A 12,411-nucleotide genomic window follows, 5' to 3' on the forward strand; every position below is an offset into this window, starting at 1 on the left:
GGTCTTACAGAGCGCCGCAACAACAATTCTGATGTTGCGGCTTACTTGTCTGCTGACTTGGAATTTCCCATGCTGATGGCTCCACGATTACGAAATTGAATAGCAGATCTTATCGAATTAGTTGTTGCGTTGCAATGCGGTATCGTTGGCTCCTATAGCCCCAACCCCCGCTGCCGCCCTAACTGCCACGACACCGAACCGCCCTGCATGATACCCGCGACCTCGCGGCCGAGCTGGCGGTCGATGATCGGCCGCCACGGGACAAGGGTGAACTCGTGGCTCTTTTCCACGATGGCGAACTTGCCGCTCGTTAGCTGGACAGTCCCGGTGAACTTGCCGCTGACACTCTCACCATCCTTGGCGGCGCGGAACGGCAGCGCCTTGCCCTCGGCCATCTCCGCACCGGCGCGCGCAACTTCCCGCTCGCGCAGGGTGGCGAGAAGATTGCGCCGGTAGAAGATTCGGCCGTCCCTGTTGCGCGTGGCGTCGCGCTGTTCGATATGATGCTCGCGGCGCTGGTCCATGGCTTCGCGGACCTGTTGCCCGAAGCCGGTCGGCGCAAGGTCGGCCGTTTCGCCATGGACCAATCGCCGGTCCATCCCCGGATCGAGGATGAGCCGGTCGGCAGCGACCCCGCTCCGTCGCAAGGCGGAAACCCGCGCCTCGAAGAACCGCACAATCTCGTCGAGCGCGTCTTCGGGTCGAAGGTGACCGGTGCGGGTGGCGATGCCATCCCGCTGCGCTGAGTGCATAACCACCAGCCTGCAGTCCGCCTCAGCAATATCGGGATAGAGCGCAGGGTCAGGAAATCCTTGGATATCGTTCAGGTAGCCCACGCCGCGCTTGAGCGCATAGCGCTGGGTTTCCGGTTGGAAGCTGTCGATTGAAACACGGTGCATCTGATCGGACAGGGCGTCTAAGAGCGGCGCAATACGTCTGATCTCATCGGCCGGCGATACAGGCCTCGCGTCCGGATGGCTGGCGGCCGGTCCGACATCCACGACGTCTGATCCGACTCGCAGCATTTCGATCGCCGCGGTGACAGCGCCGGCGGGGTCTAGCCGCCGGCTCTCATCGAAGAAGGAGTCCTCGGTGAGATTCAGAATGCCGAACACCGTCACCATGGCGTCGGCCTCCGCAGCGACTTCCACGATGGGGATCGGGCGAGCAAAAAGGCAGCAATTATGAGCCCCATACCTACAAAGCCCCACGCATCAAGCTTTTGCCCATGAAGCAACCAGGCAATGGCTGTAATTATGACGACGCCGAGTCCCGACCAGACTGCATAAGCAACACCGACAGGGATGGATTTCAGAACCAGAGAAAGAAAATAAAATGCGATGCCATAACCGATTATGACAACGGCGGAAGGGGCAAGCTTAGTAAAGCCCTCGCTAGATTTTAATGCGGATGTTGCGATTACTTCGCCAACTATTGCGATAACAAGAAAAAGCCAGCCTTTCATGATATATCTCCCAATTTGTGTAGGGCTTATTATGCACGCTTAAAAATAATAAAAGCAGACTTGACCTGATAGTTTGGCTGTGAGCAATTATGTGCTTAGTGCATCTAACGCCGGAGTTAAGCCGCCGCGCGTAGCGCGGTCGGCTTGAACGAATTGTTAGACATCATTTACCAACTGACTTGATGATCTCGCCTTTCACAAAGCGAATAAATTCTTCCAAGTGATCTGCGCGTGAGGCCAAGTGATCTTCTTTTTGTCCCAGATAAGCTTGCTTAGCTTCAAGTAAGACGGGCTGATACTGGGCAGGTAGGCGTTTTATTGCCCAGTCGGCAGCGACATCCTTCGGCGCGATTTTGCCGGTTATTGCGCTGTACCAAATGCGGGACAACGTAAGCACTACATTTCGCTCATCGCCGGCCCAGTCGGGCTGCGAGTTCCATAGCTTCAAGGTTTCCCTCAGCGCCTCGAATAGATCCTGTTCAGGAACCGGGTCAAAGAATTCCTCCGCTGCCGGACCTACCAAGGCAACGCTATGTTCTCTTGCTTTTGTAAGCAGGATAGCTAGATCAATGTCGATCATGGCTGGCTCGAAGATACCCGCAAGAATGTCATTGCGCTGCCATTCTCCAAATTGCAGCTCGCGCTTAGCCGGATAACGCCACGGGATGATGTCGTCATGCACGACAAGGGTGACTTCTATAGCGCGGAGCGTCTCGCTCTCGCCAGGGAAAGCCGAAGCCTCCATAAGATCATTGAGCAATGCTCGCCGCGTCGTTTCATCAAGCTTTACGGCCACAGTAACCAACAAATCAATATCGCTGTATGGCTTCAGGCCGCCATCCACTGCGGAGCCGTACAAATGCACGGCCAGCAACGTTGATTCCAGATGGCGCTCAATGACGCTTAGCACCTCTGATAGTTGGTTCGAAATTTCGATGGTCACCGCTTCCCTCATGATGTCTAACGGGCGAGGTAAGCCGACCGCAGAATGCGGGTCGGCTTGACCGAAATGTTAGAACCAGAAGCCAAAACGGATAACTTGAATTTGGCGACGGGCGCTAACCGTGAAAAAACGCTGCGCCACCGAGGCGGCACAGCACTGCAAAAACGATAGCTGCTTGCGCTTGCTACGCAAGGGCTAGAGGCCAAAAAGACTGAAAACCTGCGCAGCCCATGCAGGCGAAGCCCGGAAAAAGGCAAAACAGGCACTGAATAACGCCTGAAAAGCTAAATGCCGTTTGAATAAACATGAGCTAACCATGCTGGGTTTCAGTGGTGCTAACGTTGGACGTAACGAGAGCCGGAGCGCAGCGGAGGGAACCAAAATGCGCAGCATTTTGGCGTCCCGTTGACGGAATGGTTAGCCGTTTCGACGCGCATAAACGGAGTGGGTGTACGGAATTACAGCTTGAATGGTTTCGGTTGAGACAAGCTCGAATTCTGTTCGTTGAGCATTGGGAAGAAGGCGTCACCCTCGAAGGTTTGATGTACCTCAGATAGAAACACGCCGTGGGCGTGAGGTAGTGCCAGAGTGTATATCTCAGCTCCGCCCGCGACGTAGAGTTCATTGCCGAGTTCGGATGCCAAAGCGATAGCGTGCGACAGCGTTGAAACAACTACGCAGCCAGTGGCGCGGTAGTTAGCTTGGCGTGAGATTACCAATGTGTGACGGTTCGGTAGAGGCTTGCCGATAGACTCAAAGGTCTTTCGCCCCATGACAACGACTTTTCCCTCAGTGAGTCTGCGAAAAATCTTCTGCTCACCCGGAATTTTCCAGGGGATATTAGGACCATTGCCAATAACCCGATTGGCTCCCATCGCAGCAACGAGATAAATGCGTACTGATTCCGAGTTCATATGGCTAACTTTGTTTTAGGGCGACTGCCCTGCTGCGTAACATCGTTGCTGCTCCATAACATCAAACATCGACCCACGGCGTAACGCGCTTGCTGCTTGGATGCCCGAGGCATAGACTGTACAAAAAAACAGTCATAACAAGCCATGAAAACCGCCACTGCGCCGTTACCACCGCTGCGTTCGGTCAAGGTTCTGGACCAGTTGCGTGAGCGCATACGCTACTTGCATTACAGCTTACCAACCGAACAGGCTTATGTCCACTGGGTTCGTGCCTTCATCCGTTTCCACGGTGTGCGTCACCCGGCAACCTTGGGCAGCAGCGAAGTCGAGGCATTTCTGTCCTGGCTGGCGAACGAGCGCAAGGTTTCGGTCTCCACGCATCGTCAGGCATTGGCGGCCTTGCTGTTCTTCTACGGCAAGGTGCTGTGCACGGATCTGCCCTGGCTTCAGGAGATCGGAAGACCTCGGCCGTCGCGGCGCTTGCCGGTGGTGCTGACCCCGGATGAAGTGGTTCGCATCCTCGGTTTTCTGGAAGGCGAGCATCGTTTGTTCGCCCAGCTTCTGTATGGAACGGGCATGCGGATCAGTGAGGGTTTGCAACTGCGGGTCAAGGATCTGGATTTCGATCACGGCACGATCATCGTGCGGGAGGGCAAGGGCTCCAAGGATCGGGCCTTGATGTTACCCGAGAGCTTGGCACCCAGCCTGCGCGAGCAGCTGTCGCGTGCACGGGCATGGTGGCTGAAGGACCAGGCCGAGGGCCGCAGCGGCGTTGCGCTTCCCGACGCCCTTGAGCGGAAGTATCCGCGCGCCGGGCATTCCTGGCCGTGGTTCTGGGTTTTTGCGCAGCACACGCATTCGACCGATCCACGGAGCGGTGTCGTGCGTCGCCATCACATGTATGACCAGACCTTTCAGCGCGCCTTCAAACGTGCCGTAGAACAAGCAGGCATCACGAAGCCCGCCACACCGCACACCCTCCGCCACTCGTTCGCGACGGCCTTGCTCCGCAGCGGTTACGACATTCGAACCGTGCAGGATCTGCTCGGCCATTCCGACGTCTCTACGACGATGATTTACACGCATGTGCTGAAAGTTGGCGGTGCCGGAGTGCGCTCACCGCTTGATGCGCTGCCGCCCCTCACTAGTGAGAGGTAGGGCAGCGCAAGTCAATCCTGGCGGATTCACTACCCCTGCGCGAAGGCCATCGGTGCCGCATCGAACGGCCGGTTGCGGAAAGTCCTCCCTGCGTCCGCTGATGGCCGGCAGCAGCCCGTCGTTGCCTGATGGATCCAACCCCTCCGCTGCTATAGTGCAGTCGGCTTCTGACGTTCAGTGCAGCCGTCTTCTGAAAACGACAATGGAGGTGGTAGCCGAGGGGGCACTGTTGCAAAGTTAGCGATGAGGCAGCCTTTTGTCTTATTCAAAGGCCTTACATTTCAAAAACTCTGCTTACCAGGCGCATTTCGCCCAGGGGATCACCATAATAAAATGCTGAGGCCTGGCCTTTGCGTAGTGCACGCATCACCTCAATACCTTTGATGGTGGCGTAAGCCGTCTTCATGGATTTAAATCCCAGCGTGGCGCCGATTATCCGTTTCAGTTTGCCATGATCGCATTCAATCACGTTGTTCCGGTACTTAATCTGTCGGTGTTCAACGTCAGACGGGCACCGGCCTTCGCGTTTGAGCAGAGCAAGCGCGCGACCATAGGCGGGCGCTTTATCCGTGTTGATGAATCGCGGGATCTGCCACTTCTTCACGTTGTTGAGGATTTTACCCAGAAACCGGTATGCAGCTTTGCTGTTACGACGGGAGGAGAGATAAAAATCGACAGTGCGGCCCCGGCTGTCGACGGCCCGGTACAGATACGCCCAGCGGCCATTGACCTTCACGTAGGTTTCATCCATGTGCCACGGGCAAAGATCGGAAGGGTTACGCCAGTACCAGCGCAGCCGTTTTTCCATTTCAGGCGCATAACGCTGAACCCAGCGGTAAATCGTGGAGTGATCGACATTCACTCCGCGTTCAGCCAGCATCTCCTGCAGCTCACGGTAACTGATGCCGTATTTGCAGTACCAGCGTACGGCCCACAGAATGATGTCACGCTGAAAATGCCGGCCTTTGAATGGGTTCATGTGCAGCTCCATCAGCAAAAGGGGATGATAAGTTTATCACCACCGACTATTTGCAACAGTGCCCTGTGATGGGATACGCGTCGTGGGACCGATCACCCTACGAGGAGACTCTGAATGGCGCTCGGCTGGATGACGAAGCCCGCCGTACCTGGCTGCCGTTCGATCCCGCAACAGCCGGGACTTACCGTGGGTTCGGCCTGCTGAATCAATTTCTGGTTCAAGCCCCCGGCGCGCGGCGCAGCGCGCACCCCGATGCATCGATGGTCGCGGTTGGTCCGCTGGCTGAAACGCTGACGGAGCCTCACGAACTCGGTCACGCCTTGGGGGAAGGATCGCCCGTCGAGCGGTTCGTTCGCCTTGGCGGGAAGGCCCTGCTGTTGGGTGCGCCGCTAAACTCCGTTACCGCATTGCACTACGCCGAGGCGGTTGCCGATATCCCCAACAAACGGTGGGTGACGTATGAGATGCCGATGCTTGGAAGAGACGGTGAAGTCGCCTGGAAAACGGCATCGGATTACGATTCAAACGGCATTCTCGATTGCTTTGCTATCGAAGGAAAGCCGGATGCGGTTGAAACTATAGCAAATGCTTACGTGAAGCTCGGTCGCCATCGAGAAGGTGTCGTGGGCTTTGCTCAGTGCTACCTGTTCGACGCGCAGGACATCGTGACGTTCGGCGTCACCTATCTTGAGAAGCATTTCGGAACCACTCCGATCGTGCCTCCGCACGAGGCCGTCGAGCGCTCTTGCGAGCCTTCAGGTTAGAGGCCGTCGACAATGATAATCTGGATCAACGGACCTTTCGGCGCCGGAAAGACGACGCTCGCTAAGCGGCTGCGCGATCGGCGTTCCAAATCGCTGATCTTTGACCCCGAGGAAATCGGGTTCGTGGTGAAAGAAACGGTCCCCATGCCAGCGAGCGGAGACTATCAGGATCTCCCCTTGTGGAGGGGACTTACGATCGCGGCGGTCAGGGAGATTCGAAGGAATTACTCGCAGGACATCATCATCCCAATGACGCTCGTGCACCCGGACTATCTGACTGAGATACTCGACGGGGTAAGGCGGATCGACGATCAGCTGCTGCACATCTTTCTGACGCTCAACGAGGACCTATTGCGTCACCGGATCGCGAACCAGACCATGCATCCTGACCCGAATCGAAATGCGGAGATTCGAGAGTGGCGATTAGCGAATGTCGCCCGATGCTTGGCCGCAAGGGAACGGCTTCCATGCACAACCCGTGTTCTCGATAGTGGTGCACACACCAGCGATGAACTCGCAGCGATGGTGCTCGACGGAATCGATGGGCGCACCTGATCGCCTTCGACGCCTGCGCAAAGCGTAGCGCGAGGGTGGCGGGCTCACGACCAAACGCCCAGAGGTCGATCATCGCAGGGATGTTTGGCTTTGTGGTGCGGACGACGGGACTCGAACCCGTACTCTCACAGAGAAGCAGATTTTCGTACCACCTCGACTTTCGCCGCCGTCTGATGACGTTCGTGGTCTGGACTGTCCCTTCGCCATTGCCCGAAGGCTTTAGGCGCCGCCCGTCCAGTCTCTACACCTTCCCCCGAAGGGGCTTGGCTCGGGATTGGCTTAGGGTATTGCCCGTTAGCGTTCCCCGACTTTGAGCGGTTCTACTCCGCGGATTTCCCCGCGGGCACTCCAATTTTAAAGTCTGCTGCGTCTACCGATTTCGCCACGTCCGCCTTTTTTCGCCGTTCCTAGCGCTCGTGCGATGCACCTATGTTGCACCTAGCGCCGAATCGTTCTTCGTCATCCTGAAAACCACGTCTCCTAAAGCCTTGCATAGCTTATCTTTTCTCCACCACGAACTTTTTTGTGGGATGGTAGAAAAAAAGCTTTTTAAGTCCGCTGGCTTGCCAGGCCTTGTTAGCTTGTACGGTCATGGTTATCGGGTAAAGAATATTGACGGCATCGCTGGTGTCGGTGGCTGAAAAGCCGGCTCCCATCAGGGCAATAGCCATTTCAGATGCAGGCGTACAGGGCAATGGTCAACAGCTACAGCCTGTCTGACGATTCCGGCGTCATGGCTGCGGCGGCTATCACGCATTTTTTGTTCGGTCAGGCGGTGTTTTCGTACCTCAATGGTTGGAGCGTGTTGATCGGACCTGGTACAGGTTTGGACAGCACGGGCTGCAAATACGCAAGGGATTTAATGGGCCTGGTGGCGTTCACGGCTTTTATCGTGACGTTTCTGTTCAGGGGCTACTCATAATCTCGTGGCTCGGCGGTTCCCGGCACACCATGACAGTAAGGAAGGACCCTGTGTCTCAACTCTCCCAGCTTCGAAGCCCCGCCGCCGTGCAGGCTGCCATCGATGAGTTCGTGCAACTGGGCCGCACGAAATTCCTGGCGCGCCACGGCTACGGCAAGTCCCGCGACTTCCTGGTACGTGATCCGAAGACCGGCACCGATTGCGATTCCAAGGCCATCGCCGGTGTGGCCTTCGGCAAGCAATTTCCCGAGCAGGGCCCGCTCACTGCTGACAGCTTCTCCGGTGGCGAGACGACCGTCGTTCCGGCGCTGACGCGGCTCGGGTTTCGCATCATTCGCATCGGCGAAGACTGGTCCGAAGAAGAGGTCCTGGCCACGGTCGAAGACTATTTCGACATGCTGCGTGCCGAGGCGGCTGGGGAGCCGTACCACAAGTCCGAGCACAACCAGGCACTGCGCCAACTGCTGAACGGTCGCAGCAAGTCTTCAGTCGAGCTCAAGCACCAGAACATTAGCGCCGTACTCGATGCCCTGGGCCTGCCCTATATCAACGGCTACAAGCCACGCGGCAACAGCCAACTGCTGCTGCGTAAATCCGTACACGCCTACGTTCTGGAACATCAGCAGACGGTCGGCGCTCTTGTCGATGCCCTGGAGGAGGTAAAACTTCCGGGTGACAAAACCTACCGAGCGGCTTTGGTAGAACCACCCGCCCGTGAAGTGCTTGTGCGTACCCCGGCATCTCTACGGCAACGCCTACCGCGAAAGTTCGATTATGCCGCTCGCGATGAAGCCAACCGCAAGCTGGGCCGGGCAGGGGAGCAGTGGGTGATTGGCTACGAACAGCAACGCCTGACCGAGCTCGGCCACCCAGAGCTTTTTCAGCGGCTGGATTGGGTGTCCGACACCCAGGGAGACGGTGCGGGGTTCGACATCCTGTCGTTCGAAGAGGACGCCCATGAGCGCTTCATCGAGGTGAAAACCACCAATGGCGGGGTAGGCTCGTCTTTCTTGGTCAGCCACAACGAACTCGAATTCTCCAAGGAGGCGGGCGATCAATTCCATCTGTATCGCGTGTTCCAGTTTCGGGACGGTCCGCGCCTGTTCACGCTACCCGGCGACCTCAGCCAACATGTGCATCTCAAGCCGACGGACTACCGGGCGAGTTTCCGGAGTTTGGTGGGGTAAAGGCAGGGTTCTGTTGAGCCGAATGGCTGTGTGCGGCCGATTCTGTTGAAAAAGTAGCGGCCTCCCCATGCCGTTGGCAAAATTGCTTTGTCAGCGAGCGTGGGGGCGAACAGCATGATGGGACAGTTACCGGGAGGACAGCAGCGCCTGTTCTACTCGTTCAATCTGGAAGATCACGTCCCGGCCCAACATCTCCTGCGCAGCATCGACCAGTGCTTGGATCTCAGTGATCTACGTGCCTACCTGGCAGATTTCTATAGCCCCATCGGGCGTCCCTCGATTGACCCGGAGTTGATGGTGCGCATGCTGGTCGTCGGCTACTGCTATGGCATTCGTTCCGAGCGGCGATTGTGCGAAGAGGTGCACCTGAACCTGGCCTATCGCTGGTTCTGCCGGTTGGGTCTGGAAGACGAAGTCCCCAATCACTCGACCTTCTCGAAGAATCGCCATGGGCGTTTTCGTGACAGCGATCTATTCCGCTGGTTATTCAATGAGGTGCTGCGGCGCTGCATGGCAGCCGGCCTAGTCAAGGGTGAAGGTTTCGCCGTCGACGCCAGCATCATTAAGGCGGATGCCAGCCGGCAACGTGGGGTGGCGGGAGATGAGGTCGATTGGAACGATCCAAAGCTCAGCAGCCGCGCAGTGCGCGAGTACCTCGAAGCCCTTGATGAAGAGGCGCTGGCTGAGGCTCTTCCCAAGAAAATTTCGCTCACTGATCCTCAGTCCCGTTGGACAGCAGCGCCAGGTGGCCCGGCCTTTTTTGCCTACTCCACGAATTACCTGATCGACACTGAGCACGGTGTGATCATGGACGTGGAAGCTACCCCGGCGCACCGTACCGCCGAAGTCGATTCGACTAGGACGATGGTCGAGCGTGTCGAGGCGCAGTTCGATCTCACACCGGAACGCCTTATCGGCGATACCGCTTATGGCACCGCCCCGATGCTGGCCTGGATGGTCGAAGAAAAGGACATCGAACCGCATGTGCCGGTGTGGGACAAGACCGAGCGCAAGGACGACAGCCTCTCCAGTAACGACTTTCACTGGAGTCAGGACGCCAATGAATATCGCTGCCCAGCCGGCAAACCGCTACGCAGTGAATGGCGCGCCTTCACCCAGCAAAGGTCGCGGGTAACTAAGGCCAAAACCGTCATTTACCGCTCCAGCCAAACCGACTGCGCCACCTGCCCGTTGAAAGCGAAATGCTGCCCCAACACGCCGAATCGGAAGATCGTCCGCAGCATCCATGAGGCTGCCCGCGACGTGGCTCGACGCATCGCCAAGACACCGGAGTACCTCGTCTCTCGCTGCGAACGAAAGAAGGTGGAGATGCTTTTCGCCCACCTCAAACGGATCATGAAACTCGACCGTTTACGACTGCGTGGCCTAACGGGTGCCACTGACGAATTCACCTTGGCTGCGATGGTGCAGAACCTGCGCCGCATGGCCAAGCTTTTGCCTCAAGGGCCACCGCTGACGGGATAGGTATGCCTGCTACGAGCAGAAACCCTCAAATTAACCCTTAAACCTGAGCAAGGACGCTCAGTGAAACGCCGGAAGGCAACTTGAAGTGGCTTGCAGCCACTTCGACAGCAGGCACACCTGATCGGCAGGCTGCCGCTAAAGCTACTTTTTCAACAGAATCGGCCGATTTGTGCCGGTCGTCAAGGACCGCTTCGGATCACTCTCAACCGGATCGCGGGCCAGCTGATTTGCTAAAACCCGCGCCAAACTCAACGAAGGATTTCGCATGATCCGTTTTTTTTGGCGATCACGCTCGGCCTGATGGTTGGCTGCTCGTCGAGTTCAAGTTCGATCTGATCAGTGAGCGGTAGCGCAAGTGGATCGCCTCAGCCAAGCAGCGTTGTTGCCGGCGGCCGGAAGAAAGCCTTGAACTAGTAGCGGAAAGGATGAAACTTTATTTTTACGATTCTCAGCATTTTCCAAGGTTGAGCGAAAATTAGGATGATACTTTAATGATTCCGGCCTCCATCCCCACAAAACGCTTGCAGATGGCAGAATTGAAATAAGTCATTGTTTTAAATGGATTTTTGCAGGAATTGCTACGTTGCAGGGTCCTGTAGTTAGGATGACACTTTATTTTCCTCCCACAGGCCTCGTGATACGCCTATTTTTATAGGTTAATGTCATGATAATAATGGTTTCTTAGACGTCAGGTGGCACTTTTCGGGGAAATGTGCGCGGAACCCCTATTTGTTTATTTTTCTAAATACATTCAAATATGTATCCGCTCATGATACAATAACCCTGGTAAATGCTTCAATAATATTGAAAAAGGAAGAGTATGAGTATTCAACATTTTCGTGTCGCCCTTATTCCCTTTTTTGCGGCATTTTGCCTTCCTGTTTTTGCTCACCCAGAAACGCTGGTGAAAGTAAAAGATGCTGAAGATCAGTTGGGTGCACGAGTGGGTTACATCGAACTGGATCTCAACAGCGGTAAGATCCTTGAGAGTTTTCGCCCCGAAGAACGTTTTCCAATGATGAGCACTTTTAAAGTTCTGCTATGTGGTGCGGTATTATCCCGTGTTGACGCCGGGCAAGAGCAACTCGGTCGCCGCATACACTATTCTCAGAATGACTTGGTTGAGTACTCACCAGTCACAGAAAAGCATCTTACGGATGGCATGACAGTAAGAGAATTATGCAGTGCTGCCATAACCATGAGTGATAACACTGCGGCCAACTTACTTCTGACAACGATCGGAGGACCGAAGGAGCTAACCGCTTTTTTGCACAACATGGGGGATCATGTAACTCGCCTTGATCGTTGGGAACCGGAGCTGAATGAAGCCATACCAAACGACGAGCGTGACACCACGATGCCTGCAGCAATGGCAACAACGTTGCGCAAACTATTAACTGGCGAACTACTTACTCTAGCTTCCCGGCAACAATTAATAGACTGGATGGAGGCGGATAAAGTTGCAGGACCACTTCTGCGCTCGGCCCTTCCGGCTGGCTGGTTTATTGCTGATAAATCTGGAGCCGGTGAGCGTGGGTCTCGCGGTATCATTGCAGCACTGGGGCCAGATGGTAAGCCCTCCCGTATCGTAGTTATCTACACGACGGGGAGTCAGGCAACTATGGATGAACGAAATAGACAGATCGCTGAGATAGGTGCCTCACTGATTAAGCATTGGTAACTGTCAGACCAAGTTTACTCATATATACTTTAGATTGATTTAAAACTTCATTTTTAATTTAAAAGGATCTAGGTGAAGATCCTTTTTGATAATCTCATGACCAAAATCCCTTAACGTGAGTTTTCGTTCCACTGAGCGTCAGACCCCAGCACCTGGTCGCTTTCAGCTGTAAGCGTCGCGGTTTCTGCCCGAGCTGTGGGGCGCGGCGGATGGCCGAAAGTGCCGCCTTGCTGGTTGATGAAGTACTGCCTGAACAACCCATGCGTCAGTGGGTGTTGAGCTTCCCGTTTCAGCTGCGTTTCCTGTTTGGGGTCGTTTGCGGGAAGGGGCGGAATCCTACGCTAAGGCTTTGGCCAGC

At 55.7% G+C, this 12,411-nt stretch carries 19 protein-coding genes; 8 read left to right on the forward strand and 11 right to left on the reverse strand.

Annotation, left to right across the window (positions count from 1 at the left end; translation table 11 throughout):
- Positions 1-152: 152 nt before the first annotated feature.
- From KPHS_p300670 to KPHS_p300690, 3 genes are all read right to left on the reverse strand, one after another.
- Entirely contained in the window at positions 153-1,124 is a 972-nt protein-coding gene (locus KPHS_p300670) for a truncated dihydropteroate synthetase (protein ID YP_005221015.1), read from the reverse strand.
- Positions 1,118-1,465 (reverse strand): Orf3/QacEdelta1 fusion protein, encoded by a 348-nt coding sequence (locus KPHS_p300680; RefSeq protein YP_005221016.1) that lies wholly within the window; start codon positions 1,463-1,465, stop codon positions 1,118-1,120. The genes KPHS_p300670 and KPHS_p300680 overlap by 7 nt, the downstream gene beginning before the upstream one ends.
- A 163-nt stretch (positions 1,466-1,628) precedes the next feature.
- A complete protein-coding gene (locus KPHS_p300690) occupies positions 1,629-2,408 on the reverse strand; it encodes an aminoglycoside adenylyltransferase (protein ID YP_005221017.1) in 780 nt (259 codons plus the stop codon).
- Between the two features lie 57 nt (positions 2,409-2,465).
- Between KPHS_p300690 and KPHS_p300700 the strand changes: the two genes are divergently transcribed.
- Positions 2,466-2,579, forward strand: coding sequence for a hypothetical protein (locus KPHS_p300700; protein ID YP_005221018.1), 114 nt, complete (start codon positions 2,466-2,468; stop codon positions 2,577-2,579).
- 13 nt (positions 2,580-2,592) lie between these two features.
- Here the strand turns inward: KPHS_p300700 and KPHS_p300710 are convergent, their stop codons facing one another.
- Together KPHS_p300710 and KPHS_p300720 are read right to left on the reverse strand one after the other, a co-directional pair.
- The gene (locus KPHS_p300710) at positions 2,593-2,715 is read right to left on the reverse strand and encodes a hypothetical protein (RefSeq protein YP_005221019.1); all 123 of its coding nucleotides are present in this window, start codon (positions 2,713-2,715) and stop codon (positions 2,593-2,595) included.
- Between the two features lie 151 nt (positions 2,716-2,866).
- Positions 2,867-3,322: a dihydrofolate reductase gene (locus KPHS_p300720; RefSeq protein ID YP_005221020.1), complete on the reverse strand. Its 456-nt coding sequence runs from the start codon at positions 3,320-3,322 to the stop codon at positions 2,867-2,869.
- Positions 3,323-3,466: 144 nt separating this feature from the next.
- On the opposite strand from KPHS_p300720, the gene KPHS_p300730 reads away from it, so the two are divergent.
- Complete coding sequence (locus KPHS_p300730; protein ID YP_005221021.1) at positions 3,467-4,480, forward strand: class I integron integrase; 1,014 nt, start codon at positions 3,467-3,469, stop codon at positions 4,478-4,480.
- Here KPHS_p300730 and KPHS_p300740 read toward each other — a convergent pair.
- Together KPHS_p300740 and KPHS_p300750 are read right to left on the reverse strand one after the other, a co-directional pair.
- Complete coding sequence (locus tag KPHS_p300740) at positions 4,439-4,618, reverse strand: putative transcriptional regulator (protein ID YP_005221022.1); 180 nt, start codon at positions 4,616-4,618, stop codon at positions 4,439-4,441. The genes KPHS_p300730 and KPHS_p300740 overlap by 42 nt on opposite strands.
- Before the next feature lie 136 nt (positions 4,619-4,754).
- Entirely contained in the window at positions 4,755-5,459 is a 705-nt protein-coding gene (locus tag KPHS_p300750) for a hypothetical protein (RefSeq protein YP_005221023.1), read from the reverse strand.
- On the opposite strand from KPHS_p300750, the gene KPHS_p300760 reads away from it, so the two are divergent.
- Together KPHS_p300760 and KPHS_p300770 are read left to right on the forward strand one after the other, a co-directional pair.
- Positions 5,450-6,223 (forward strand): extended-spectrum beta-lactamase/aminoglycoside modifying enzyme fusion protein, encoded by a 774-nt coding sequence (locus KPHS_p300760; RefSeq protein ID YP_005221024.1) that lies wholly within the window; start codon positions 5,450-5,452, stop codon positions 6,221-6,223. The genes KPHS_p300750 and KPHS_p300760 overlap by 10 nt on opposite strands.
- A gap of 12 nt (positions 6,224-6,235) precedes the next feature.
- Positions 6,236-6,778 (forward strand): hypothetical protein, encoded by a 543-nt coding sequence (locus tag KPHS_p300770; RefSeq protein YP_005221025.1) that lies wholly within the window; start codon positions 6,236-6,238, stop codon positions 6,776-6,778.
- 497 nt (positions 6,779-7,275) lie between these two features.
- Here KPHS_p300770 and KPHS_p300780 read toward each other — a convergent pair whose 3' ends face one another.
- On the reverse strand, positions 7,276-7,449 hold the full coding sequence (locus tag KPHS_p300780; RefSeq protein YP_005221026.1) for a hypothetical protein: 174 nt from the start codon (positions 7,447-7,449) through the stop codon (positions 7,276-7,278).
- A gap of 23 nt (positions 7,450-7,472) precedes the next feature.
- Between KPHS_p300780 and KPHS_p300790 the strand changes: the two genes are divergently transcribed.
- Positions 7,473-7,700, forward strand: a complete 228-nt coding sequence (locus KPHS_p300790) for a hypothetical protein (RefSeq protein YP_005221027.1) — start codon at positions 7,473-7,475, stop codon at positions 7,698-7,700.
- Positions 7,701-7,750: 50 nt separating this feature from the next.
- On the forward strand, positions 7,751-8,887 hold the full coding sequence (locus KPHS_p300800; protein ID YP_005221028.1) for a hypothetical protein: 1,137 nt from the start codon (positions 7,751-7,753) through the stop codon (positions 8,885-8,887).
- On the opposite strand, the gene KPHS_p300810 is transcribed toward KPHS_p300800, so the two are convergent.
- Positions 8,854-9,003, reverse strand: a complete 150-nt coding sequence (locus tag KPHS_p300810) for a hypothetical protein (protein YP_005221029.1) — start codon at positions 9,001-9,003, stop codon at positions 8,854-8,856. The genes KPHS_p300800 and KPHS_p300810 overlap by 34 nt on opposite strands.
- Between KPHS_p300810 and KPHS_p300820 the strand changes: the two genes are divergently transcribed.
- A complete protein-coding gene (locus KPHS_p300820) occupies positions 9,002-10,372 on the forward strand; it encodes a putative transposase (protein YP_005221030.1) in 1,371 nt (456 codons plus the stop codon). The two genes, KPHS_p300810 and KPHS_p300820, sit on opposite strands and share 2 nt — an antisense overlap.
- Before the next feature lie 141 nt (positions 10,373-10,513).
- Here KPHS_p300820 and KPHS_p300830 read toward each other — a convergent pair whose 3' ends face one another.
- Complete coding sequence (locus KPHS_p300830) at positions 10,514-10,639, reverse strand: hypothetical protein (RefSeq protein ID YP_005221031.1); 126 nt, start codon at positions 10,637-10,639, stop codon at positions 10,514-10,516.
- Between the two features lie 553 nt (positions 10,640-11,192).
- Here KPHS_p300830 and KPHS_p300840 point away from each other — a divergent pair.
- On the forward strand, positions 11,193-12,053 hold the full coding sequence (locus KPHS_p300840) for a beta-lactamase (RefSeq protein ID YP_005221032.1): 861 nt from the start codon (positions 11,193-11,195) through the stop codon (positions 12,051-12,053).
- A 110-nt stretch (positions 12,054-12,163) separates the two neighbouring features.
- Here the strand turns inward: KPHS_p300840 and KPHS_p300850 are convergent, their stop codons facing one another.
- On the reverse strand, positions 12,164-12,310 hold the full coding sequence (locus tag KPHS_p300850; RefSeq protein YP_005221033.1) for a hypothetical protein: 147 nt from the start codon (positions 12,308-12,310) through the stop codon (positions 12,164-12,166).
- Positions 12,311-12,411 lie beyond the last annotated feature (101 nt).

Origin of the sequence: Klebsiella pneumoniae subsp. pneumoniae HS11286 (assembly GCF_000240185.1) — a bacterium.
In the GTDB taxonomy this organism is placed as follows: Bacteria; Pseudomonadota; Gammaproteobacteria; order Enterobacterales; family Enterobacteriaceae; genus Klebsiella; species Klebsiella pneumoniae.